Raw genomic sequence first — 20,571 nt, 5'->3', positions numbered from 1 at the left:
GGGTGGGCGATCTACGACCCGGTGTGGGCGACTGCGTCCGGCTGGTGCAACGAGGTGGGGTGCGACTGCCCGGGGCGGGTGTCGGTTGCCGTGGAGCGGCCCAAGCCGTCGGGGGACGCGCCTGTGAGGTGGTCCGCGTGACGGGCGGGTGGCGTTGCGACTCCCACAGGCCAGGGAGGCGAACGTGAAACCCCCGATCGCCTACTACGGCGGAAAGACCCAGATCGCAGGCCAGATCGTGTCGCTGCTTCCCGAACACAAGCACTACGTGGAGCCGTTCGCGGGGTCGTTGGCGGTGCTTCTGGCGAAGCGTCCGTCGCGGATGGAGACCGTGAACGACTTGGACGGCGACATCGTCGCGTTCTGGCGGGTGCTGCGGTCCCGGCCGGCGGAGTTCGAGCGGGTGTGTGCGTTGACACCGCACGCCCGCGCTGAGCACGCCGCCGCGTACGAGGCCGCGGCGGATGAGCTGGAGCAGGCCCGCCGGGTGTGGGTGAAGCTTACCCAGGGCCGCGCCGGGACGCTCCGGACGACGGGGTGGCGGCATTACGTCCGCCCGGTCGGAACGACGGGGATGCCGGACTACCTGGCCGGCTACGTGAACCGGATCGCGGCCGCGGCCGAGCGCCTCAAGCGCGTCTCCCTCGAATGCCGTCCCGCCCTGGACGTCATCGCCCGATACGGGCAGCACGCCGAAGTGCTGCTGTACGTCGACCCGCCGTACCTGGCAGAGACCCGCACGTCCACGAACTACAAGCACGAGATGCCGCGACCAGACCAGCACATCGAGGTGGCGGAAGCGCTGACGGACTGCGCCGCCTCGGTGGTGCTGTCGGGGTATGCGTCGCCGCTGTACGACGACCTGTACCGCGACTGGCATCGGTGTGAGATCGACACGTTCACGGGCCAGGCGGCGCAGCGGTCCCCGCGCACGGAGGTGCTGTGGTCGAACCGTCCGTTCCCAGCGTTGCATGACGCGCTGTTCGAGGACGTGATCGCGTGACCGACGAGACGCTCGCCAGGTTGCGGGATCAGGTGGCGGGGCTGCTGTCGCAGATCGACACCGCCGCGAAGCCCCGCCCGACCGTGATCACCCGGGCGCCGGAGCGGAACGCCGGGGCGGCGTGGCACCCGGTGAAGGACTGGACGGTCCGCACGATTAACGACGAGCTGCTTGAGCCGTGCTTCGTGTACGTCACCTACCCCGAGCACGTCCGGACTGAGGTGAGCGGCGACTTCGATGCGCTCACCACCGACGATGCCCGCCGTCTGGCGATGGCTCTATTGGCTGCCGCGGACTGGGCGGACGGCCTCGCGGCCGATGTGACGCCGCTGGACGGTCAGCGGCCCGACTACCCCTCGAAGGAGATCTCATGAGCAACCCCCTGAACGACATCGCCCCGTACCCGCGCCGTGAGTCGGAGGTGACCGCAGAGTCGCTGGCCCGATCGCTGATGGTGCAGGCCCAGGCGAACCGACACCGCATGGTCCACGGCCGAGACGCCGACGACGCCGTGGCGGGCGGGAACCGGCTGGTCGACGTGTACGGCCTGGTGAAGCTGCTGAAGGTCCTGCAGACGGTCGCACCTGACGCGGCGGACCAGGTGGCGCGGGATCTGTGGCGTGACTGGCACGACGGTGCCGCGGTCTGGGAGTGGCTGGACTCGTGGCTGAGGGCTGCGGGGATCGCTCCCGAGCGGGTGGACGCCGCGGCGGCTGACCTGATGCGGGCCGCGGCGTGAGTGCGCTGGCGGCCGAGCGGTCCGTGATCCGCTGCCAGAACTGCCCCCGCACCTTCGACAACCCCCGGGCCGGTTCCCATTCGCTGCCCGCCCCCGACGCCGCACGCGTCGCCGGATGGACGGTCTGGTCAGGAACCACCCTCGGCGGTGAGCAGGTAAAGCGGGTGTTCTGCCCTCGCTGCGCTGGGCGTGTTCCCGAGCCGGAAGAGGACGACCCCACCTGGGACGCGGTGTGCCACACCTGCGACGCCCGGGCCACGGAGGAGTGGGAGGACGAGGTTCCGCTTTCCGAGGAGGACGTGTGCGCCTGGAGAGACGACCACCGGTGTGAGCCGGACGTGGAAAAGATCCGTCCGGAGACGACGAGCCGTGGGGAGGCGGCGTGAGCGCCCCCGAGCCGAGGACTGGTACCTGCCACCGGTGCGGGCAGACCCGCCCGCTGTTCCGAGCCGACCCGAAGTGGGGCGAGACCCCGGTGTGGCTGTGCTCGCCGGACTGGCAGGTGTTCGCCGAGGCGCGAGCGAACGGCACGTTCGTCGACTGGGACGACGCCTTCGACAACGCGACCGACGAGCAGATGAACGAGGCGCTTGACGGGCGCGTGCCCGGCGGCGGCCTGGCCCGGGGCGGTGCCGTGGCATGAACAACGGCGACGTGTTCTGCATCCTCGCCACAGGGTCCCGCCACCACGAGGACGCGGGCCTCATAGGCGAAAGCCTGTACGAGGTGATCGCCGGAACGGGAGCCCGGAACATCGTGATCCGGCACGGCGCGTGCCCCGGCGGCGCCGACCAGATCTTCCAGGAGTTCTGCGAGTCGGAGGCGGCTTGGTTCGACCGGGAGGGCCGGAGCCTGATCGTGGACCCGGTGCCCGCGGACTGGGACTTCTGCGGCCCGGACTGTCCGCCTCGCCGTCACCGGGTTCGGAAGAAGCCGGGCGACGTGTTCCACCCGGGCGTACTCGACGACTACTGCCCGGGGGCGGGGCCGCGGAGGAACCTGGCGATGGTGGAGAAGCTGCCGCGTCCGGATGTGGCGGTCGGGTTCCCGCTCGGGCGGTCGTCCGGCACGGAGAACTGCCTGCGCGCGGCGAAGGCCGCCGGGATTCCGGTGCGTCGGTTCACGACACGCGCCCGCCGGGGCGGTGATGCCGCGTGATCACGGGCGACATCCATTCCCTTGAGGATGGCATGCGCGAGGTCGCCGCAATGATGCGGGCCCACCACGTGTGCGGGGCGTGGGCAGGGGTGGCGGAGCGGATCGAGCGGGTGGCCGCTGATCCGGGCGCGTGCCCTGTGGCCCGGGATGACGCGATGCGGGCGGTGCTGGCCTACCTGGGCGGGCGCGAGCTGGTGGAGGCCGCAGCATGAGGTACGAGCACGGAACGCTCGGCGCGGCCAAGATCGACGGCTGCAACTGCGACGCATGCCGCGCAGCCGACCGCCGCTACATGAACCGCCGCTACCGGCTCATGGCCTACGGGCAGTGGCAACCGTACGTTGACGCCGCCCCGGTACGTGATCATGTCCGTCGGCTTCAGGAGTTCGGCGTCGGGTGGATGACGGTCGCGAGACTCTCCGGTGTCCCGCGGGGGTCGATGTCGAAGCTCCTGTACGGCGACGGGCCTCGCGGGATGGCACCGTCAAAGCGCGTCCGTCCCGCGACCGCGGCGGCGCTGTTGGCGATCGAACCCTCGATGGACGTCCTCGCAGACGGCGCCATGGTCGACGGGACAGGCACCCGTCGGCGGATGCAGGCGCTCGTCGCTATCGGGTGGCCGCAAGCGCGGCTGGCGGAACGGCTCGGCGTGGACAGGACGAACCTGAACAAGGCGCTCCGGGGAGACATGCCGGTCCGCTGCCGCACGGCTCGGGCCGCCCGCGCCCTCTACGACGAACTGTGGGACGAGCCGCCGCCGGCCGACGGGCACCGGGAGAAGATCGCGTCGAACCGTGCGCGGAACTATGCCCGGGACCGCGGCTGGGTTCCGCCGTTGGCATGGGACGACGACACCATCGACGACCCTGCCGCCGTCCCTGATGTGGGTGCGGAGACGTCCAGGCAGGACGCTCTCTTCGAGAACTGCGAGGAACTACTCAGGCAGGGCTTCACCCTGCGTCAGGTGGCGGAGCGGCTTGGTGTCGCCGAGTCCTACTTGCAGCGGGTTCGGGTCCGTGGCCGCCGGAACCTGGAGGCTGCGTGATGCCGCGCCGTGTGAAGGTGCAGGGCGACTTGTTCCACGGCTCAGTTCCGGTCGGTGCCGTGTACGTGGGCCGTGCCGCGCCGGGCCTGCGCCAGTCGCCGTTCCGGAACCAGCACAGGGTGGGGAAGCCGTGCCGGGAGTGCGGCGGTGAGGTGCACACGCTGCGGGAGGCGCTCGACTTGTTCGAGGAGGACTTCCTCGGCGACGAGACGCTACTCACCCGAGCCCGCGCCGAGTTGGCGGGCTGGGATCTCGCGTGCTGGTGCCGTCTCCCGGAGCCCGGTGAACCGGATCTTTGTCACGCGGCGCTGATGCTCGGGCCGGTGAACGAGCCGCGTCCCCGTGCCGTGTACCCGCCGGGCCCGAAGCCGTACGGGTGGCCGGTGCCGTGTCATGTGCCCGCCGCTGACGTCACCGTTCAAGGAGGACTGCTGTGACCACGCTCGACGCCGTGCGGGAGGCAGGATGAAGCCCAGCGAAGTGCCCGCCGAGTTCGAGGGGTGTGCGCGTGAATGCCGTAAGGCGGGCGAGCACACGCTCGTCTGGGGACGTTGCGGACACGCCCCTGAACCGGTCCCGCCGAGCAAGGACGACCTGCGCGGTCTCCTGGTCGCGGCTGGCCTCACGTCCCACACGGTGACCGCCGATGACGGCTATCCGGCTGTGGTGCTCCACTCGGCCGACGAGGCCGCTGATCGCGCCCTCCAAGTGTTCCAACGATGGATGTTCGGAACGCCGGAGGAGATCGCCGACCGGGAGACCGAGGCCGCCCAGCGGACACCGGACGACACGGTCCGGCTGTGTGAGATGGCGAGGCCTGGCGAGCACGAGCGGCGAGTCCGCGAGCGTGTGGCCGCCGCACAGGTCGCGAGGCTCGAAGCGACCATGCGCGAGTGGTCCGCTCCGGAGCCCCAGGAGGTGAACCCGTGCGACGCCGGTGACGAGCACAACTGCCACCGCGTCGCCGGTGAGGCGGCGTTCAACGAGGCGATCCGGCAGGCCCGGGAGATCGGGCGGGGCGAGTCATGACGGGGGACCGCATGCCCAGCAGGCGCTGGCCTCCCGAGGAGAACTGCTACTGCGGCGGTCCGGAGTCGGCTCTCTACCCGCACCGCAGGGGCTCTGGTCGCCACTGCCGACGCGATACGACCGGAACGGCGGTGACCGTCGACCGCACGGGCGAGCCCACGGCAAGGGCTCAGCACGGCTGCCTGTTCTGCGACCGCTCCGCGCACACCATCCTCGGCGAGTCCGCCTCCTGGTACATCCGCCTCGACGCCTACCCGGCCAACCCGGGGCACGTCGAGCTGGTCACCAAGCGGCACGTCGTCTCGACCTTCGACCTGGACGGCGCCGAGTCCGCCGAGCTGTACGGCGTCCTCTGCTACGCCCGCAACCTGGTCGAGGCCAAGGTCGGCCGCCCAGACGGTTGGACGATCGGGATCAACGACGGTGAGGCCGCCGGGCGCAGCATCGACCACCTGCACGTTCACCTGATCCCGCGCCACAACGGCGACGTCCTCGACCCGCGCGGTGGGATCCGTCAGTGCGCCCCGAACTGCGACCCGGACGCGTGGACGGGCGGGGACCTGACCGCACACCGCGACGTCCACCTGGAGGGATGATGAAGCGCCTTCGCATCATCCGCATCGTGACCATGGTCGTCGCGGTCAGCGTCGTCGGCTGGGCCGCCAGGGACCCGCTCCACGCGAGCATCGGCGCGGTGGCGACCGGCCTCGCCGCGATCATCTACGCCGAGATGGCCGAGCTGGAGATCGACCGCCGCACGACGAAGGCCCCATGCGCGCCTCAAAGCCACCGGGAGACGCGGTGACCGACTCCCGTACACCAGGCACCGGCCCAGCGCGCACAGCGCCGAGCGACATCTGCGCAGCCGACGGTTGCAAGAAGCCGCGTGGCCGACGCCTCGTCATCCTCCTCGACCCCGATGGGGGCGACGGCAACACCTTCGGCCCGTACTGCGACGACGAGACCGACCGGCTGATCAAGAACCTGATCCCGCGCTACAGCGACGGTCGCCCGACCTACCGTGTCGAGGAGATCCCTTATGCCTGAACCGACTGTACCCGAGCCGGACAGTGACCAGCTCTGCGACAACTCGGACTGCATTTGCCACCGGATCAGCGAACCCGAACCCGAGGTCCAGCCGCTCGCGTCAACGTCAGACACAGCGCTCCGCGATCGGCTGGCAGAGGCGCTCAACAAGTGGACGCTCAACGCGGCGGGGACGGCCCGCACGTCCCCGCCGGTCCACCCGCGCACCCTGGAGAACCTCCACGCGAACTCCCTCGCCCGCGCCGACGCCGTCCTGCCCGTCGTTGAGGCCGAGATCGCCGACCTGCGCCGAGCGCTCGCCACCCAGATCGGCCTGTACAAGTCCGCCGAAGAGGACGTCGACAAGGCCGAGGCCGCGCTCGCCGAGCAGACCCAGCGCGCCGAGCAGGCCGAAGCCGAAGCGGCGTCCGCGTGGCAGAACGCAGAGGACTGGAACGAGATAGCCAACGGTGCGCGCCTCGGACGACAGCAGGCCGAGGATGCGATCGCACGCGTGCGCAACGTCATGGCCTACAAGACCATGCTCGCCGGACCGGACGCCGAGCAGGTCGTCCGAGTTGCGGACCTTGAAGCCGCCCTCGACCGGGGGGCTAGTAGCACCTGGCAGGCCCGCGCCGAGCAGGCCGAGCGGGCGCTCGCAGCGATCCATGAGGGTGAGACCGAACCACCAGCCGAACGTCCCGCCGCCGTGTACACGCCGGGCGAGTGGCTCCACTGGTTTAACCGCGCCGACCCTGCGGAGCGGCTCGCGACCATCGAACGGATCTACACGGCGACCCGGTACATGAGCGCCTGCATCACCAGCCGCCACGAGGAGCGCCTCCAACAGGACGAAGCCGCCGTGCATGGGGTGCGCAAAGCCCTGGAGCCGTCACCTACCGGCAGGGCGTTCGCGATCCACCGGGGAGGCGAGGGCGAGACCCACGTGCAGGTAGTTGTTCCTCGCGACGCCATCCTCGCTGCCCTTGACCAGTCGAAGGAGCTCACATGACCTGCCCGCCCCCGAGCCGCCCCGAGCACCACCCGCACCGCGCCCGCGTTGCCTGCCCCCGCTGCGGCCGGACCTGGGTCGCGACCGGCCGGTACCCGGCATGGCGGCCCGCCCGCTGGTGGCACCGCATCACCGCGCCGAAGCCGAAGGAGACCCGTTGAGCCACCCGCGCCCCTGCGAAGGCTGCGGCCGACAGGCCAGTGTCGACACCTGGACCGTCGCCGTTGAAGTCCCGCTCAGCCTCCCCGCCGACATGCGTCACGACCTGTTCAGCATGATCGCCGCCGCCGTGAGTCGCTGGGAGCCCGACGACCGTGACGGTTGGGATGCCGACGTGAGCGGATACCCGACCGCGGACAGTCTTCGCGCCTGGGAGGCCCTCGCCGCTGCCGAACGGGTGCGGGCCCTTGCCACAGCAGCGCAGGAGAAGGCCGCGAACGGCCCCGGCTTCATGCTCGGCGGCGTGCCGTTCCCCGCGCGCGTGCCCGCCGCCGATGTCCTCGCCGCCCTTGACCAGCCGGAGGCGACGCCGCCCGCCGAGCACACCGGCGGCAACGCCGAGGACTGCCCCGCGTGCTCCGGACGCCGCGACCTGCCGTACCCGTTCATCTGCCCCGGCCCTGAGGAGACCACGTGAACGTCCGGCTGATCGCCGGGGTGGCGATCTTGGCTCTGGTGTTCGGCGGACTCTTCGCCGCCTGCGCGAGTGACTTGGGCTGGCTGGCCGCCACCATCACCATGGCGGTCACCGTCTGCATCGCCGCCCTCGTCATCGCGGGAGTGATCCTGCTCGTGGACGGCATGGACCGACGTTGAGCGGCGCCTGCGACTACCTGTGCTGGGCCGACGAACTCGACCGCGAGGAGACCCTGTGATGGCCACCGAAAAGACCGTGAAGGCCGAGGCCGCCGACACCAAACACGGCATGACTCTGGACGAACTTGCCGCGTTCGTTCAGGAGGCGATGCGGGCCGAGATCCCGGGGACCACGGTCGTCCGAGCGACTGCGACGTGGCGGTCGAGCATCAAGCGCATTGAGGTCAAGGGCTGAACCAGCCCGCGAGCAAGCATGGGGGGACCATGACGAACGCGATGGACATCGAGTTGGACACGCCAGCCGCCGGCGGCTCGATCTGCCCGGGGCGCTGCAATGCGGGCTACCGCAGAGCTCTCGCCACGTACGAGGAAGCCCGGCAGGAATGGGACGCCGAGTGCAGCGCCCTCCCAGAGGTGCTCGCTGAATGGCGGGCTGCCGTCGCGGAGCACGGGGAGGACGTTGCTGGGCCGCGCCCAGAACGTCCCGAGGAGCCTGAGCCGCCCGGCTGGATCCCCCGGCCAGGAGAACCGGTGTGGTGCGCGTCGTGCGTGGCGTCCATCCGCCGTTCTCTCGCGGACCTCGACGAACTCGCCTCGCTGCGCCTCACGATGACCGACGGATACCAGGCACCTGGCCAGGCCATCACAGACCGGGTCTCTTCGACGAAGTCAGCGCGAACCCCGTCACCTGGGCAGGACGACCTTGATGACCTGCTCCGCTGGCTCACCTCCTGGGAGATCGCATACCGGGACACGCAAGGCTGGCCACATCCGCCTTACCGTGGCGCGAACGCTCCGGCCCTCACCTCCGCCATCGCATGGATGCTGCAACGCGTCGATGCCGTCCTCGCCCACCCTGACCTCGCCGAGGACTTCGGCCGGGAAGTCCTGATCGAGCACTCGAAACTCCAAGCGGCGACGTCCACCCGTCCACCGCTCCGACACAAGCCGCTGCCGTGCCCCCGGTGCCGCCGCCGGTCTCTGTTCCTCCACGACGATGACCGCATCCACTGCAACAACGAGGACTGCCGCAGGGTGATGTCGAAGGAGGAGTACGAAGAGTACGAGGAGGAGGCCGATCAGCAGGTGACGCGCTGACAACGACAGCCCGAAGGTTCCGGCCGGAGCGTTAATTTGCTCGGGAACGCCGTTACGCGTATTGTCCCCGGTTAGGACCCTTCTGCCCTCAGCCCGAAACTTGCGGCTGGGGGCCTTCGTCGTGTCTGGGGGCGATCCGTGAGCAGAGACGACATCGAGATCCCCTCGTCCGGACTGGTGAACTCTGATCTCGCCGCTCAGATCGCCGGGGTGAAGCCCGGCACGATTCGGCAGTGGAAAAACCGCGGGCACCTCAAAGTCGCGAAGGACACCGACGGCACGGAATTCCGTGATCCGAAGGGGCGCCCACTGTTCGATTTCCGTGACGTGATCGAGGTGGAGTACAAGCTCCGCGAGAGGGCCCGCCGGGGCCCGGTTAGTTACGCGGCGGCTTAAGCACCGACGTTTCTCGATCTTCTAGGCGCACACCCTGGCCCTGCCGCTGGTCACATAGTTACGGGCCTGTCTGGTGTGCTGCGCGCCGCCCCGTGGTGCGCCCCCTGCGCGGTTCCCGGTTCCCCACCGGCCGCGCGCCGGGTGCCTGTCCCGCAGTTTTGAGGGGTCTTTACCGCGGGGCAGGCACCCGCCCCGAGACCAAGGCTTCCCGGGAGGTTGTTGTGGCCGCTGACCCTGAGTGGCTGGAACGGATGCGGTCGATCGGGTCGATCTCCCGCCGCTCCGGCGACCAGGTCCGCGCGGGCCGCGACGAGGCCGGGCAGCGGTTCAAGGCGACGACCGACGAGCTCGGCAACACGGTCACCGAACGGTCTGGCGACCGGCAGGACGTCACGATCAACGCCCCTCGCGTCACCGTGCAGACCACGACTCACGAGGAGCGGTAGATCATCATGGCCTGGTCCGGCAGCGGCCTGTTCGTCGCGACACTCATCGACGTCCTCGACGCCACCCAGCTCGCTGTCGACCTGTCGTCGACGAGCAACAAGTGGGCGCTGTTCGACAACGCCGTCACTCCCGACTTCGATGCGTCCGCGGCGAACGCCGCGTACGGCGCTGGGGTGTGGGCGTCCGGTGAGGTGTCCGGCACCGGCTACACCGCAGGCGGCACCGCGGTCGCTTCACCGACACTGACCGGGGCGTCCGGCGTGATCACCTACGACCAGGCGGACACGTCCTGGTCGAACTCAACGATCACCGGCGCCCGGGGCGTGCTGCTGTACGCCGACGGCCTGGCGGGCAACAACGCGATCTGCGCGATCGACTTCGGCCAGGCTTACAGCACCTCCGCAGGCCAATTCCTCATCCAGTGGAATGCCGCTGGGGTTTTCGCTGTCGACCTCGTACCTTGATCGTCTTGCTTGCGGCGTGAGGTGATCCGCCGTGGCGATCTCCTACGTCTCCTCCGCCACCGCCGGCGGGAACATCGCCACCCTCTCGGTCACCTGGCCCGCGGGCGGGTCCGCGCCCGCAGCCGGGGATGTGGCGCTGCTGCTGTGGGCGAACGGCACAGCGCAGACGATCACCACAGACCCGCCCGGCTTCACCCTCGAAGCGACGCTGAACTCGGCGCAGGGCTCCATGCGGACCCGCATCTACTCCCGGGTGTGTACCGGCTCGGAGTCCGGGTCGTTGTCGATGGTGATGAGCGCCGCGAACCGCCAGTCATGCTGCCTGGTGATCTACCGCGGCTGCGACCAGACCGACCCGGTGAACGCGCTCACGAGCCGCAACGAGGGCAGCACCCCGGTGGCCGCGCATGCGTGCCCGGCGGTGACGCCGGCGGTCGCGGGCTGCTCGATCGTGTCGATGGTCGCCGAACGCGCCACCTCCGGGTCGACGGGCTACAGCACGATCTACACCGAACGCGCCGACACTGATGGCCTGGCGACGGGGACGGGCGGCACGATCTGCGCCGTCGCCGACGACGGGCTCGCCGCGACCCACGCATCGGGTGTGGCGGTCACGCCGCCGGACTGGACAGGGACCGTCTCCGCGGCGGGTGTGACGACGTGGTCGTTGGCTCTGCTCGCCGCGTCTACCGCCGCGACGGCGGCTCCGGGCGCGCTGACGCGGGCGGTTTCGACCCCGGCACCGGCAGTGTCCGCTGGGGCGTCGACCGTACCGTCTCGCCCGGCCGCTGCCACATCGACACCTTCGGTGTCGGTGTCGGCGGGCAGCAGCACGACCCCGGCCCGCGCCGCCGCATCGGCTTCGGTTCTCGCGCCGACGGTGCGGACCGGCGCAACGGTTGCACTGAGCCGTGTCCAGGCCGCCGCGGCGTTCCAGACGGCTGAACCTTCAGCCTCCGCGACCGCATCACCGTCGTGCTTGGAAGCCTCTAGCGCCGCCCCGGCGTCCTCAATCAGGACAGGGGCAACCGCCGCGCCGGCGGTCGCACCGGCCGCGGCGTTGTTCGCGGGGCCTGCGCTCGAAACATCGTCCGGTACGACGATCACCCCGGGCCGGGTCATCGCGACCACGGCGGTTCCTGTCCCGGAGCTGATCACCGATGCGGCTACGGCGCCAGCGACCGTGGCTGCGGCGGCGACTATCGTAGCCCCGACCGTTGAGGCGAGTTCGACGGCCACGGTGGCGCCGCCGACCCTTGACGCGGCGGTGACCGTCCAGGCGCCCGCACCCTCAACAGAGGCCGCAGCGGAGCCCTCAAGGCTCCACGCCGCGGCACAGACGTTCGCGCCGACACCGAGGCTGGGAACGTCTGCTTCACCCGTGCTGCTCTCCGCCGCGGTGACGGTCCCAACGCCAGCTGTGCTCGCCCAGACCGCGGCACAGACCGCGCTACTGGCTCTCACAGCGACGGTCCCCGTCCCGACGGTCACGGTCGGCGCTCGACCCTCGCCCGCCCTAGCGACGGCTTCGGTGACGTTCCCTGCCCTGCTGGTGCACGCCGACGTCGCCGAACCCCCGGACATCACGGTCGGGTCTCTGGCCCGCTCATGGTCGTGCGGCTCGCTGACGCGAACGTGGCGCGGCGGTGCCGCCTCAAGGACGTGGAACGCGGGCCCGCCCACCCTCTGAGATCACGGGAGGGCGCGTGCTGATCATCCCGTCGACGAGCCGCGAGTACATCCACGTCCCCGTGTCCGGCGCGACCGCAGACCAGCCCGTGGAGCTCGCGGTCGTCGACATAGGCGCTGAGGAGCCCGCAGAGGACGACTGGGTGCCTGCGGACGTGTGGGACGGCTCGACGGCGAAGCTTCTGATCGGCCCTGGCGGCACGCTGCTACTCGCGGACGGCGCCTATCGGGTGTGGGTCCGGGTGACCGCCGAGCCGGAGATCCCGGTCCTCCGCAGCGGCCTCCTACGCATCACATGAGGAGCATCTGTGCCCGCCGACCTGCTCATGATCGTTCCGTCGCGTGGCCGCCCCCACAACATCGCCGACCTGTGGGACGCCTGGTCCGCCACGACCACCGGCGCCGCCGAACTGCTCGTCGCAGCGGACGACGATGACCCAGCACTGGACGGCTACCGCGAGGTGTGCGCCGAACGGGGCATCGAGCTGACGGTCGGGCCGCGGCTTCGGATGTGCCCGACGCTCAACAAGGTCGCGCTCGAACGAGCCGCCGATCACTACGCGATCGGGTTCCTCGGTGACGACCACCGCCCGAGGACCCCTGCGTTCGACGAGACCTACCTGGCGGTGCTGGCATCGCTCGGCGGTGTAGGCATGGTGTACGGCGATGACGGCTACATGGGGGAGCGGCTCCCAACCCACGTCGCGATGACCGCGAACATCATCCAGACTCTCGGATACATGGTCCCACCTGGCCTTTTGCATTTGTGGGCCGACAATAGCTGGCTCGATCTCGGCCGGGCGATCGACCGGATCCGCTACCTCCCGGACGTCCTCGTGGAGCACATGCACCCGATCGCGGGAAAGGCCGAGGACGATCATGGGTACGCCGAGGTGAACCACCCGGACGCCGCGGAGCGGGACCGGCAGGCGTACGCACGGTGGTTGGAGACCGGGTTCGACGCGGACGTCGCGAAGCTCCGGGCGCTGCTGTGAGGCTGATCTCCTACGCTCTGTTCGGCACGGACCCGCTGTACCAGCGCGGCGCGGTCGAGAACGCAAAGATCTGCGCCACTCTGTACCCGGGGTGGATGCTCCGCTTCTACGTCGGTGACTCGATCCCCACGGAAGTGTGCGAGGAGATCGCGGCGTTCGGGAACGCCGACCTGGTCGCGATGCGCGGGCAGGTGGAGGACTGGTGGTCGACGTTCTGGCGCCTCCGAGCCCTCCGCGACGACTACCTCGACGTGATCATGTTCCGGGACTGTGACTCCCGCCCGGACGAACGTGAACGCGCCGCCGTCGAGGAGTGGCTCGGGACGGGCGCCGAGTTCCACATCATGAGGGACCACCCTGAGCATGGGATGCCGATCCTCGCGGGCATGTGGGGCTGCACACGCCACGGCGCACGCCGGGTCCGCGACCACGTCCCGTACGAGCCGGGCCCGGTCGAGCACTACCAGGCGGACCAGATGTGGCTTCGGGATGTGGTGTATCCGGTGGCGGTGTCCCGCGCGGTGATCCACGCCTCCCCGGAGTCCCCGCGGATGGACGACGACGTTCGGGGTGATCTTCGGGGCTGGCCGACGCGCCGGATGCCGGGACGGTTCGTGGGGCAGGGCTTCAACGGTGACGGCACGCTCCGCATCCCGTCTGACGCTCTCAGGGTGTGAGGAGGCCGCCGTGGACGTTGTCGTAACCGGAGCGCGCGGGTTCCTCGGACGCCATCTCGTCGCCGCCCTGAACGAACGTCCCGATGTTGATTTCGGGCTGTATCTCGACGTGCCCTGCTCACCGAAGGGCCAAGACGCGCTTTCGTTCTTTCGCGAGGACGACCAGCACTGGGATCTGCTGATCCACTGCGCAGCCGTCACGCCGCACCGCGCCGCGATCGACGGGCGTGCGCTCGCGGTCGGCGCAGGGAACCTCGCGTTGGATAGTGCCATGTTCGAGTGGGCCGCCCGCACCAAGCCCGGCCGAGTCGTATATCTGAGTTCGAGCGCCGCGTATCCGATCGCCTTCCAAGAGGGCGACCGTGCCTACCGTCTCACGGAGACGGACATAGACCTGCTTGGCCCGGACAACCCGGATGCGATCTACGGCGCCGTGAAGCTCATGGGGGAGCGTCTGGCGGAGGCATACCGGGCTCAGGGCGGTGCTGTGACGATCGTCAGGCCGTTCTCCGGTTATGGCGAGGACCAGTCGAGCGACTTCCCGTTCGGTGCGTTCAGGGACCGCGCACGCCGCCACGAGGACCCGTTCGTCATCTGGGGCGACGGCTCCCAGGTCCGCGATTGGGTGCACGTGGACGATGTCGTGGGTGCTGTTCTCGCGGCTGTGGATAACGCTGTGGACGGCCCCTTGAACATCGCGACGGGCGTGGGCACGTCGATGGCGGACCTTGCAGCCATGTTCGCGGCGGAGGCGGGCTACGCGCCGCGCTTCGAGTTGCACCCTGAGAAGCCTGCTGGGGTGGCGTACCGGGTCGGCGACCCCACCCGGCTCAACGAGCTGTACACGCCGCGCGTGACGCTGGCAGAGGGCGTGAAGAGGGCGCTCGCCGCCCGGTCCGTCAACATGTGATCACTGCGCCTTTCTGGGACAATGGGCGTGTGATCAGCAGGGACTCCGATGGCTGGCGATGAACCCCGAGTGGTGGCTGCCTTCTGCAATTACCTCAAAGGGCACGGTTGGGACCTAGCCGAGGACAGCGGGGACTGTGACATCGTCGCGGCGAGAAGCGGTCAGGCGCTGTACGTGGAAGTCAAAGGCGACGCCGGTGACTTCGGCACGGACCTCGACATCGCCTACGGCCAAATCTTGCGCCGCATGACCGATCTAAGTGCCTGCTTCGCAGTCGTGGTGCCGACCAAGGGCGTGACGGCTGCGCTCAGAGTCCCGGCTGCAGTGCGAGAACGGCTCAATATTCACGTCTACGAGGTCTCAGACGCCGGTACCGTCCGGTGCGTGGGACCCGACGGTTCAAATCCGTTGTAGCTGGTCGAGGACCCTTGCCCGTAGAACTACCGCTCGCTGTCGGACGTTTACCGTACGGTGTGGCCCGTGTCCAAGCAGAATCCCGCCTCCCGTCTTCGGCCTCCGACGCCGCTCCAGTGGTCAGAGTTGCACCGAGGTATCGTCCTAGCTCACGCTGTCGGCCTAAGCAAGACGGTCGAAGCTGGCATGATCATTAGTGAGCTACTCCGGGCAACCGAAGATCGAACAACTGAGCAGCAGTTCACGACCAACCACTTCGTGCCCTTGACTGACCTGAACCGGCTCGGCAGGTTCGGAGTTGGCGTCAAGTCGGTACTTCAGATCTCCGATCAGCCTCAGTTTGATCCCCGCATCGAGTCTCGCCTGGGCACGACCGCCCCGAGACGTGAAGCTCTTGGTGAGGCAGTGCGACAGGGGCTGACCCGCGAGCCGGACCCAGTCCTCCGTCAAGCTGTCGAGCGGCGCGGGGTCGAGGTGGCTGCCGCCTGGTACCGCGAACGAGGCTGGTCCGTCACCGTGCTCGGCAAACCCTTCGATCTGCTCGTTGAAAAGCAGCACGGCAGCCGCACGGTCGAGGTCAAGGGTTCACGGAGCCGGGTCGACAAGGTCATTGTCACCCGCAACGAAGTGAAAAACGCCCGCACCGCGACAGCCGACCTGGTGGTCGTCGACGAGATCACCTGGTCCCGCGACTCCTGCGGGCGCATCGTCACCAGCGGCGGCAGGCTACGCCGATGGGCCGGATGGCACCCGACCGACGACGACCTGACCCCGCTCACCTTCGAGTGCCGCCTCCCCGAAGGGCCGCAGCAGAACGACTGACCCGCTGGAGGGCAGGTGATCGTCGTGGTCCCGATCATCTGCCTCACGAACGGCCGCCCGGAGTGCATCTCCAAGACGATCCCGTCCGCGCAGCGCCACCTGTCGGGCGTCGCGGGCATGGTCATCGTGGACGACTCCGGCGACCCGACCTACGGGCAGTGGCTCGCAGATGAGTTCATCGGCGGCCCCTGGGACGGCAAGGTCCTTCACCTCCCAGAACCCAACGGCTACTGGCAGGCGATGCGCCAGGTGTGGGCGCTGGCCCGTCATTGGGCCGGCCCCTACGACACCACTTCGTTCTTCTTGCTGGAGGACGACTTCACGTTCAACGCGGACGTGAACCTGGACGCCCTCGTCGGTGTCCTCGACAGCCACCCGTACCTGACGCAGATCGCGTTGAAGCGCCAGCCGTGGTTTGGCAACGAGCATTCACACGGCGGGATGATCGAGGCCCTCGAAGCGCAGGGCCAGACCTTCACCGAGGCCACGGACGGCGAGCACACCTGGATCGAGCACCGCGCCTGCTTCACCGGGAACCCGTGCCTGATCCCGCGTCGGACGTTCGAGCGTGACTGGCCAGAGGGCGACTGGTCCGAGAGCCGGTTCGGGAAGCTTCTCTTCGCCGATGCAGGGGCCCGTGGGGCGTACTGGGGCCGCCGTACGGACCCTCCGCTTGTGGAGCACATCGGCCACCACCGCGTCGGCACTGCGTATTGAGAGAGGTGACGCGTACATGCCGCGCACGTTCAGAGCAAAGCGCAGCTTCAAGGTTGAGCGCGGCTTCCCCCACGACCCCTACGTGTGGGTCTACTCGCGCAGCTACAGCCTCGCGATGCGAGTCCTGCACGCATTCGGCGGCCACTGGCGCACAACGACCGGGCCTAACCGCGAGATCCGCTGGTGTCACTGGTGCGGCGACCGGACGGCCGTAAGCCCCTGAAGACTCCCGGTCTGTGTTCTGCCGCTCTTGGAGTGGGTGGTGCTGGACGCAGACCGGGCCCAACCCACTCCAACCCGGAAGGCTCCGCCATGAGCGAACCCACCGACACTGGCTCGTTCCGCCCCTCCGACGCTCTGAACAAGATCTTTACGGTGGACGATGCACGCACCACAGCGAAGCGTCTCGCCGCGTACCGCGACGAACTCCGCGAAGCAGGGTTCGACGAGGACCAAGTCCGCGACATGATCCAAACCGCGGCACCGCTCCCGGACGACGTCGTCATCCAAGCCGACGTGGACAACGAACCCACCTCGGTCGGTGAGGTGGTCGTCCGGTTCGTGCCGGAGATCGACGCCGAGGAAATCGAACGGGCCGCGAAGCGAGCCCATGCGGCTGCAACCAAGGCTGTGGGGCTGCAGTGAGCGACAACATGCCCGCGGACCCGATCACCGAGCTCGCCGCTGGCGCGGCTCAACTCCACGAGGCTTACGAGGCGTTCGTCGCGGCCGGGTTCACTGAGGGTCAGGCAATGCAGATTGTGTGCGCGGTCATCACCAGCGCCCAGAACAGCGCGTCGTGATCCGCGCCTACATCCGCGAGGACCTTCCGTCCCTGTCGCTCGCCGTGTACCTGGTCGACCAACAGGACGGTGAACGCCCCTCCCGGATTCTCCGCATCATCGAGGGCGGAGACGCCACAGCGGTCCAATGGGCCGACCTGCCCACAGAACGGTTTGACGTTGAGCCAACACTTCGGATCGGCGACAGCGAAGCACGCGCTCTTCTAGAGGCTCTCGCCGGCCACTACGGCGGTACCACCGACATGCGGACGCTCCGCGCTGACCTGGACTATGAACGCAGGCGGGTGGACGAACTGATCGCGCTCATGGGTGCTGTGATCACCAACGGGATGCGCCGCCCGCCGCGTCGCCCTCCGGAGGCGCTGATGCGGAAGCTGACGGAGAACCAGCCGTGACTAGTCTCACCGAGCGTGCCCTGCGCCGCTTCACAGCCCGTCCGAAGCAGGTCCCGGACTACGCGACCATCCGCCGTATCGAGCGGGACCTGGACGCGGAACGCCACGCGGAGGAACGCGAGACCAGACACCTCGCCGCCGTGGAGGCGTGCTCCCGTGAAGGCCACATCGAACCCGACGACGACATGGGGTCACCGACTCCGCTTCGCGCCTTGATCTGCCCCCGCTGCGGTGCACCTACCGACCGATTCCCGGCGGAGCAGCGTGAGGCGTACCTGTTCCTACGCGCAGCGAGTCGGCGATGACCCGCGTCCTCGTCGGCATCCCTTGGCGTTCTCAGCCTCACCGCGTGTACGCCCATGATCTGACGGTCCAGCGGTACCGGGACCTGCTCCCGGACGCCGACGTGATCGACGTTGACACCGACCACGAGCCGTTCTGCCTCGCCGCGTGCCGCAACAAGGCCGTCCGCACTGCTGAGGTCGGCGGGTACGACGTCGCGGTTCTCGCCGACGCGGACACTCTCCCCGAGCGTGAGCCGCTCCTCGCCGCGATCCACGACGCGGAAGGCGACACCCGAGTCCACTTGCCCTACGACCAGTACCGTTCTCTCCGCCGCGACGGCACAGACCAACTCCTGGACGGCATCCCGCTCGAACGCTGCGCACACCTCGTCGTCCTCGCTGCCACGTCGGGTGTGTACGTCACCACCCCGGCCACCTGGTGGGCGTGCGGCGGGCAAGACGAGCACTTCCGTGGCTGGGCGCCCGAAGACGTCGCATGGCTTATCAGCCACCGGCTTCTACTCGGTGCGGAACCCGTCCGCCACGAAGGCCGCGTGTACGCGCTGCACCACGACAGCCCACCGAAGTCGGGCCCGGCGTACGACGCAGCCGTCGCCCGCTACCAGCGGTACCTCGCAGCCGGTGACGCGGGCGATGTCGACACGATCCGTGCCCTGACCTCCGAGCCTGTGACCTGCGACAAGTCAGCAGTCGCCACCCGCGGGTAACGGCGATCTTGGCGGGTGGTGCCTGATGCCGAACGGGCAGTGGAAGACCAGCACCCGGAAAGCGACACTGCCCACTGGATGGGACAAGATCCGACGCCGGATCCTCACCCGCGACAACCACACCTGCTACAAGTGCGGCAACCACGCCACACACGTCGACCACGTCGCCAACAGCGCAGCAGGCGGCGACGACAGTGACGCCAACCTCGCAGCGATCTGCTTCGACTGCCACCAGACCAAATCATCGGCCGAGGGCGGACGCGCAGCCCAGGCCCGCAAGCCGAAGCGCACTAGACCAGCGGAAGCTCACCCAGGCATTGTCAGATAGCCAACGATAGGCAATTTGTCTGCCATAATTAGAATGTGCCAAACAAGCCTAAACGTGTCTGTGGCGTTGAGGGCTGCGTTCGCCCTCACGATTCGCATGGATGGTGCTCCCTTCATGTGAGGCGTTGGAAGAAGCACGGAGACCCTGGCGGGTTGGAACTCCGGCACAGGCCGAACGGGCAGGGCAATCTCCGTCCAGACGGCTACATCAGGAAGATGGTCGTGAACCACCCGCTCAGCAACAAGCGGGGTTACGTCTATGTTCACCGAGCGGTTCTGTACGACGCCATTGGTCCCGGGACGCACGCCTGTCATTGGTGTGAGCGGATGGTGTCGTGGGAAGACGGCACCCTGACGGCCGATCACCTGGATTGGGATCGAAGTAACAACACACCAACGAACCTCGTTCCGACGTGCCTTCGATGTAACTCCCGCCGCTTTGAGTCGCGGACAGACCTCGGATCCGACAACCCTGGCGCGAAGCTCCAGGAGGCCGATGTCCTTGAGATCCGCGCATCATCGGCACCACATGCCCTCCTGGCCGATCGGTACGGGGTTAGCGAGTCTCTGATAAGACAAATTCGCAACGGCAAGGTTTGGGCCTGGCTCAAGAGCGCCTGACCGCAGGGGCCAACCGGCCGCCAGACCAGCGCTGAAGTTGGAGGTGACCACGGTGGCAGCGAAGAAGTCCAGCAGCGGCAAGTCCAAGAGCGGCGGTACGAAGGGCAAGGCCCCCAAGCTCGGCTCCGGGAAGCGGTTCAAGCAGGTCGCCGCCTCGGCCGCCAAGTCCGGTGCCCGCGACCCGAACGCCGTCGCCGCGAGCGTGGGCCGCAAGAAGTACGGGGCGAAGAAGATGGGCGCCATGTCCGCGGCCGGCCGGAAGCGCAAGGGCAACGGCAAGCGGAAGTGACCGAACCCCCCAACCCCGACGACGTCACGTTCGGGGTTTTCGAGCCCGAGCAGGTCCTCCGCTCCGACACCCAGCCCCCGATGATCGTGCTCCGCCCCGGAGACCGTGTCCTCCTCGCCATCGCCGATGAACCATCCGACGACGACCGCAAGGCGATGCTCGCAGGGCTACGCGACTCGTTCCCAGGCGTGGAGTTCGTCATCGCCACAGGCATCGCAGGTGTCCTGGTGCAGGCGCTCCCAGCCTGCTGACCACAGGAGGTGATGACAGTGGCCAAGCGCGGCGGCAAGTATCACGGCTTCCGCAGCAAGGCTCAGTTATCCAGTGGAGATGGGCCTTCGCCACTCACAAGTCTTGGGCTAGGAAGCATGCACACGCCACGCCAGGCGGCAAGGGTGTCCGATACCGAAGGCTCCCAACCCGCAAGGGCATGAGGAAGAAGGCCTGACGTGCCACCTCGGACCGTGAGGCCAACCGCACCCCAGCCCCAGCCCCACCCCCACCCGTACCTCCACCCCAGCCAGGGCACGGTGTGCCTGCCACGCAGGGCACAGGTCGCCTCGACGCCCATCGACGACCGTGATCGACACCTGATCGACTGACCGCAAAGCATGATCGATCTTCGACGCTCAAGATCGCTGATCAGCAGCATCGACCATGATCCAGA

Annotated in this window: 37 protein-coding genes; all 37 read left to right on the top strand. The window is 68.6% G+C overall.

The window, feature by feature from the left end; translation table 11 throughout:
- Positions 1-184: 184 nt before the first annotated feature.
- The 37 genes from FXF68_RS31455 (at position 185) to FXF68_RS31290 (ending at position 20,155) form a co-directional block, all read left to right on the top strand.
- Complete coding sequence (locus FXF68_RS31455) at positions 185-1,003, top strand: DNA adenine methylase (protein ID WP_148765618.1); 819 nt, start codon at positions 185-187, stop codon at positions 1,001-1,003.
- Positions 1,000-1,377, top strand: a complete 378-nt coding sequence (locus FXF68_RS31450; protein WP_148765616.1) for a hypothetical protein — start codon at positions 1,000-1,002, stop codon at positions 1,375-1,377. Before FXF68_RS31455 ends, FXF68_RS31450 begins: the two co-directional genes overlap by 4 nt.
- Positions 1,374-1,742 carry a hypothetical protein gene (locus FXF68_RS31445; protein ID WP_148765613.1) on the top strand — a complete coding sequence of 123 codons (369 nt, stop codon included), beginning with the start codon at positions 1,374-1,376 and terminating at the stop codon, positions 1,740-1,742. The genes FXF68_RS31450 and FXF68_RS31445 overlap by 4 nt, the downstream gene beginning before the upstream one ends.
- A complete protein-coding gene (locus tag FXF68_RS31440; RefSeq protein WP_148765611.1) occupies positions 1,739-2,128 on the top strand; it encodes a hypothetical protein in 390 nt (129 codons plus the stop codon). Before FXF68_RS31445 ends, FXF68_RS31440 begins: the two co-directional genes overlap by 4 nt.
- Positions 2,125-2,385: a hypothetical protein gene (locus FXF68_RS31435; RefSeq protein WP_148765609.1), complete on the top strand. Its 261-nt coding sequence runs from the start codon at positions 2,125-2,127 to the stop codon at positions 2,383-2,385. Before FXF68_RS31440 ends, FXF68_RS31435 begins: the two co-directional genes overlap by 4 nt.
- On the top strand, positions 2,382-2,900 hold the full coding sequence (locus FXF68_RS31430; RefSeq protein ID WP_148765607.1) for a hypothetical protein: 519 nt from the start codon (positions 2,382-2,384) through the stop codon (positions 2,898-2,900). The genes FXF68_RS31435 and FXF68_RS31430 overlap by 4 nt, the downstream gene beginning before the upstream one ends.
- Complete coding sequence (locus tag FXF68_RS31425; RefSeq protein WP_148765605.1) at positions 2,897-3,112, top strand: hypothetical protein; 216 nt, start codon at positions 2,897-2,899, stop codon at positions 3,110-3,112. Before FXF68_RS31430 ends, FXF68_RS31425 begins: the two co-directional genes overlap by 4 nt.
- Positions 3,109-3,945 carry a sigma-70 RNA polymerase sigma factor region 4 domain-containing protein gene (locus FXF68_RS31420; RefSeq protein ID WP_148765603.1) on the top strand — a complete coding sequence of 279 codons (837 nt, stop codon included), beginning with the start codon at positions 3,109-3,111 and terminating at the stop codon, positions 3,943-3,945. The genes FXF68_RS31425 and FXF68_RS31420 overlap by 4 nt, the downstream gene beginning before the upstream one ends.
- Positions 3,945-4,382: a DUF4326 domain-containing protein gene (locus FXF68_RS31415; RefSeq protein WP_148765601.1), complete on the top strand. Its 438-nt coding sequence runs from the start codon at positions 3,945-3,947 to the stop codon at positions 4,380-4,382. Before FXF68_RS31420 ends, FXF68_RS31415 begins: the two co-directional genes overlap by 1 nt.
- Positions 4,383-4,410: 28 nt before the next feature.
- Positions 4,411-4,974, top strand: coding sequence for a hypothetical protein (locus FXF68_RS31410; protein WP_148765599.1), 564 nt, complete (start codon positions 4,411-4,413; stop codon positions 4,972-4,974).
- Between the two features lie 131 nt (positions 4,975-5,105).
- Positions 5,106-5,570 carry an HIT family protein gene (locus FXF68_RS31405; protein ID WP_222870162.1) on the top strand — a complete coding sequence of 155 codons (465 nt, stop codon included), beginning with the start codon at positions 5,106-5,108 and terminating at the stop codon, positions 5,568-5,570.
- Positions 5,570-5,779 carry a hypothetical protein gene (locus FXF68_RS31400; protein WP_187438191.1) on the top strand — a complete coding sequence of 70 codons (210 nt, stop codon included), beginning with the start codon at positions 5,570-5,572 and terminating at the stop codon, positions 5,777-5,779. Before FXF68_RS31405 ends, FXF68_RS31400 begins: the two co-directional genes overlap by 1 nt.
- On the top strand, positions 5,776-6,021 hold the full coding sequence (locus tag FXF68_RS31395) for a hypothetical protein (RefSeq protein WP_148765594.1): 246 nt from the start codon (positions 5,776-5,778) through the stop codon (positions 6,019-6,021). The genes FXF68_RS31400 and FXF68_RS31395 overlap by 4 nt, the downstream gene beginning before the upstream one ends.
- Complete coding sequence (locus tag FXF68_RS31390) at positions 6,014-7,012, top strand: hypothetical protein (protein WP_148765592.1); 999 nt, start codon at positions 6,014-6,016, stop codon at positions 7,010-7,012. Before FXF68_RS31395 ends, FXF68_RS31390 begins: the two co-directional genes overlap by 8 nt.
- Complete coding sequence (locus FXF68_RS42680) at positions 7,009-7,173, top strand: hypothetical protein (protein WP_187438190.1); 165 nt, start codon at positions 7,009-7,011, stop codon at positions 7,171-7,173. The genes FXF68_RS31390 and FXF68_RS42680 overlap by 4 nt, the downstream gene beginning before the upstream one ends.
- Complete coding sequence (locus FXF68_RS31385) at positions 7,170-7,649, top strand: hypothetical protein (RefSeq protein ID WP_148765590.1); 480 nt, start codon at positions 7,170-7,172, stop codon at positions 7,647-7,649. The genes FXF68_RS42680 and FXF68_RS31385 overlap by 4 nt, the downstream gene beginning before the upstream one ends.
- Positions 7,646-7,828 (top strand): hypothetical protein, encoded by a 183-nt coding sequence (locus FXF68_RS31380; protein WP_148765588.1) that lies wholly within the window; start codon positions 7,646-7,648, stop codon positions 7,826-7,828. Before FXF68_RS31385 ends, FXF68_RS31380 begins: the two co-directional genes overlap by 4 nt.
- A 58-nt stretch (positions 7,829-7,886) precedes the next feature.
- Positions 7,887-8,063, top strand: a complete 177-nt coding sequence (locus tag FXF68_RS42675) for a hypothetical protein (RefSeq protein ID WP_187438189.1) — start codon at positions 7,887-7,889, stop codon at positions 8,061-8,063.
- Positions 8,064-8,092: 29 nt separating this feature from the next.
- Positions 8,093-8,926, top strand: a complete 834-nt coding sequence (locus FXF68_RS31375) for a hypothetical protein (RefSeq protein WP_148765586.1) — start codon at positions 8,093-8,095, stop codon at positions 8,924-8,926.
- A 138-nt stretch (positions 8,927-9,064) separates the two neighbouring features.
- Positions 9,065-9,322 carry a MerR family transcriptional regulator gene (locus FXF68_RS31370; RefSeq protein WP_148765584.1) on the top strand — a complete coding sequence of 86 codons (258 nt, stop codon included), beginning with the start codon at positions 9,065-9,067 and terminating at the stop codon, positions 9,320-9,322.
- Positions 9,323-9,543: 221 nt separating this feature from the next.
- Positions 9,544-9,768: a hypothetical protein gene (locus FXF68_RS31365; RefSeq protein ID WP_148765582.1), complete on the top strand. Its 225-nt coding sequence runs from the start codon at positions 9,544-9,546 to the stop codon at positions 9,766-9,768.
- Between the two features lie 6 nt (positions 9,769-9,774).
- Positions 9,775-10,233: a hypothetical protein gene (locus FXF68_RS31360; RefSeq protein WP_148765580.1), complete on the top strand. Its 459-nt coding sequence runs from the start codon at positions 9,775-9,777 to the stop codon at positions 10,231-10,233.
- Positions 10,234-10,264: 31 nt separating this feature from the next.
- Entirely contained in the window at positions 10,265-11,923 is a 1,659-nt protein-coding gene (locus tag FXF68_RS31355; RefSeq protein ID WP_148765578.1) for a hypothetical protein, read from the top strand.
- 16 nt (positions 11,924-11,939) lie between these two features.
- Positions 11,940-12,221, top strand: coding sequence for a hypothetical protein (locus FXF68_RS31350; RefSeq protein ID WP_148765576.1), 282 nt, complete (start codon positions 11,940-11,942; stop codon positions 12,219-12,221).
- A gap of 9 nt (positions 12,222-12,230) precedes the next feature.
- Positions 12,231-12,917 (top strand): hypothetical protein, encoded by a 687-nt coding sequence (locus FXF68_RS31345; RefSeq protein ID WP_148765574.1) that lies wholly within the window; start codon positions 12,231-12,233, stop codon positions 12,915-12,917.
- Complete coding sequence (locus tag FXF68_RS31340) at positions 12,914-13,594, top strand: hypothetical protein (RefSeq protein ID WP_148765572.1); 681 nt, start codon at positions 12,914-12,916, stop codon at positions 13,592-13,594. The genes FXF68_RS31345 and FXF68_RS31340 overlap by 4 nt, the downstream gene beginning before the upstream one ends.
- 10 nt (positions 13,595-13,604) lie before the next feature.
- Positions 13,605-14,504 (top strand): NAD-dependent epimerase/dehydratase family protein, encoded by a 900-nt coding sequence (locus FXF68_RS31335; protein ID WP_187438188.1) that lies wholly within the window; start codon positions 13,605-13,607, stop codon positions 14,502-14,504.
- Between the two features lie 48 nt (positions 14,505-14,552).
- The gene (locus FXF68_RS31330; protein ID WP_148765568.1) at positions 14,553-14,918 is read left to right on the top strand and encodes a hypothetical protein; all 366 of its coding nucleotides are present in this window, start codon (positions 14,553-14,555) and stop codon (positions 14,916-14,918) included.
- A 186-nt stretch (positions 14,919-15,104) separates the two neighbouring features.
- Positions 15,105-15,740 (top strand): protein NO VEIN domain-containing protein, encoded by a 636-nt coding sequence (locus FXF68_RS31325; RefSeq protein ID WP_148765566.1) that lies wholly within the window; start codon positions 15,105-15,107, stop codon positions 15,738-15,740.
- A gap of 15 nt (positions 15,741-15,755) precedes the next feature.
- Positions 15,756-16,457 carry a glycosyltransferase family 2 protein gene (locus FXF68_RS31320; RefSeq protein WP_148765564.1) on the top strand — a complete coding sequence of 234 codons (702 nt, stop codon included), beginning with the start codon at positions 15,756-15,758 and terminating at the stop codon, positions 16,455-16,457.
- A 312-nt stretch (positions 16,458-16,769) separates the two neighbouring features.
- Positions 16,770-17,102, top strand: coding sequence for a hypothetical protein (locus FXF68_RS31315; protein WP_148765562.1), 333 nt, complete (start codon positions 16,770-16,772; stop codon positions 17,100-17,102).
- Positions 17,099-17,260: a hypothetical protein gene (locus FXF68_RS42670; RefSeq protein ID WP_187438187.1), complete on the top strand. Its 162-nt coding sequence runs from the start codon at positions 17,099-17,101 to the stop codon at positions 17,258-17,260. The genes FXF68_RS31315 and FXF68_RS42670 overlap by 4 nt, the downstream gene beginning before the upstream one ends.
- A complete protein-coding gene (locus tag FXF68_RS31310; protein WP_148765560.1) occupies positions 17,257-17,655 on the top strand; it encodes a hypothetical protein in 399 nt (132 codons plus the stop codon). The genes FXF68_RS42670 and FXF68_RS31310 overlap by 4 nt, the downstream gene beginning before the upstream one ends.
- 349 nt (positions 17,656-18,004) lie before the next feature.
- The gene (locus FXF68_RS31305) at positions 18,005-18,667 is read left to right on the top strand and encodes a hypothetical protein (RefSeq protein WP_148765558.1); all 663 of its coding nucleotides are present in this window, start codon (positions 18,005-18,007) and stop codon (positions 18,665-18,667) included.
- 25 nt (positions 18,668-18,692) lie between these two features.
- Entirely contained in the window at positions 18,693-18,995 is a 303-nt protein-coding gene (locus FXF68_RS31300) for an HNH endonuclease (protein WP_148765556.1), read from the top strand.
- A gap of 672 nt (positions 18,996-19,667) precedes the next feature.
- Positions 19,668-19,904: a hypothetical protein gene (locus FXF68_RS31295; protein ID WP_148765554.1), complete on the top strand. Its 237-nt coding sequence runs from the start codon at positions 19,668-19,670 to the stop codon at positions 19,902-19,904.
- Positions 19,901-20,155 carry a hypothetical protein gene (locus FXF68_RS31290; protein ID WP_148765552.1) on the top strand — a complete coding sequence of 85 codons (255 nt, stop codon included), beginning with the start codon at positions 19,901-19,903 and terminating at the stop codon, positions 20,153-20,155. The genes FXF68_RS31295 and FXF68_RS31290 overlap by 4 nt, the downstream gene beginning before the upstream one ends.
- The last annotated feature ends 416 nt before the right edge of the window (positions 20,156-20,571 follow it).

Source organism: Actinomadura decatromicini, assembly GCF_008121305.1.
Lineage (GTDB): Bacteria > Actinomycetota > Actinomycetes > Streptosporangiales > Streptosporangiaceae > Spirillospora > Spirillospora syzygii.
The sequence above is the reverse complement of the archived record's forward strand: the minus strand, read 5'-3'. Positions and strand labels throughout refer to the sequence as shown.

Coding starts and splice junctions, on each gene's coding strand:
- FXF68_RS31330 (WP_148765568.1), top strand. CDS start 14,553: ATGGCTGGCGATGAACCCCGAGTGGTGGCTGCCTTCTGCAATTACCTC.
- FXF68_RS31400 (WP_187438191.1), top strand. CDS start 5,570: ATGAAGCGCCTTCGCATCATCCGCATCGTGACCATGGTCGTCGCGGTC.
- FXF68_RS31300 (WP_148765556.1), top strand. CDS start 18,693: ATGCCGAACGGGCAGTGGAAGACCAGCACCCGGAAAGCGACACTGCCC.
- FXF68_RS31410 (WP_148765599.1), top strand. CDS start 4,411: ATGAAGCCCAGCGAAGTGCCCGCCGAGTTCGAGGGGTGTGCGCGTGAA.
- FXF68_RS31360 (WP_148765580.1), top strand. CDS start 9,775: ATGGCCTGGTCCGGCAGCGGCCTGTTCGTCGCGACACTCATCGACGTC.
- FXF68_RS31420 (WP_148765603.1), top strand. CDS start 3,109: ATGAGGTACGAGCACGGAACGCTCGGCGCGGCCAAGATCGACGGCTGC.
- FXF68_RS31415 (WP_148765601.1), top strand. CDS start 3,945: ATGCCGCGCCGTGTGAAGGTGCAGGGCGACTTGTTCCACGGCTCAGTT.
- FXF68_RS31325 (WP_148765566.1), top strand. CDS start 15,105: ATGATCATTAGTGAGCTACTCCGGGCAACCGAAGATCGAACAACTGAG.
- FXF68_RS42680 (WP_187438190.1), top strand. CDS start 7,009: ATGACCTGCCCGCCCCCGAGCCGCCCCGAGCACCACCCGCACCGCGCC.
- FXF68_RS31390 (WP_148765592.1), top strand. CDS start 6,014: ATGCCTGAACCGACTGTACCCGAGCCGGACAGTGACCAGCTCTGCGAC.
- FXF68_RS31375 (WP_148765586.1), top strand. CDS start 8,093: ATGACGAACGCGATGGACATCGAGTTGGACACGCCAGCCGCCGGCGGC.
- FXF68_RS42675 (WP_187438189.1), top strand. CDS start 7,887: ATGGCCACCGAAAAGACCGTGAAGGCCGAGGCCGCCGACACCAAACAC.
- FXF68_RS31445 (WP_148765613.1), top strand. CDS start 1,374: ATGAGCAACCCCCTGAACGACATCGCCCCGTACCCGCGCCGTGAGTCG.
- FXF68_RS31315 (WP_148765562.1), top strand. CDS start 16,770: ATGAGCGAACCCACCGACACTGGCTCGTTCCGCCCCTCCGACGCTCTG.
- FXF68_RS31430 (WP_148765607.1), top strand. CDS start 2,382: ATGAACAACGGCGACGTGTTCTGCATCCTCGCCACAGGGTCCCGCCAC.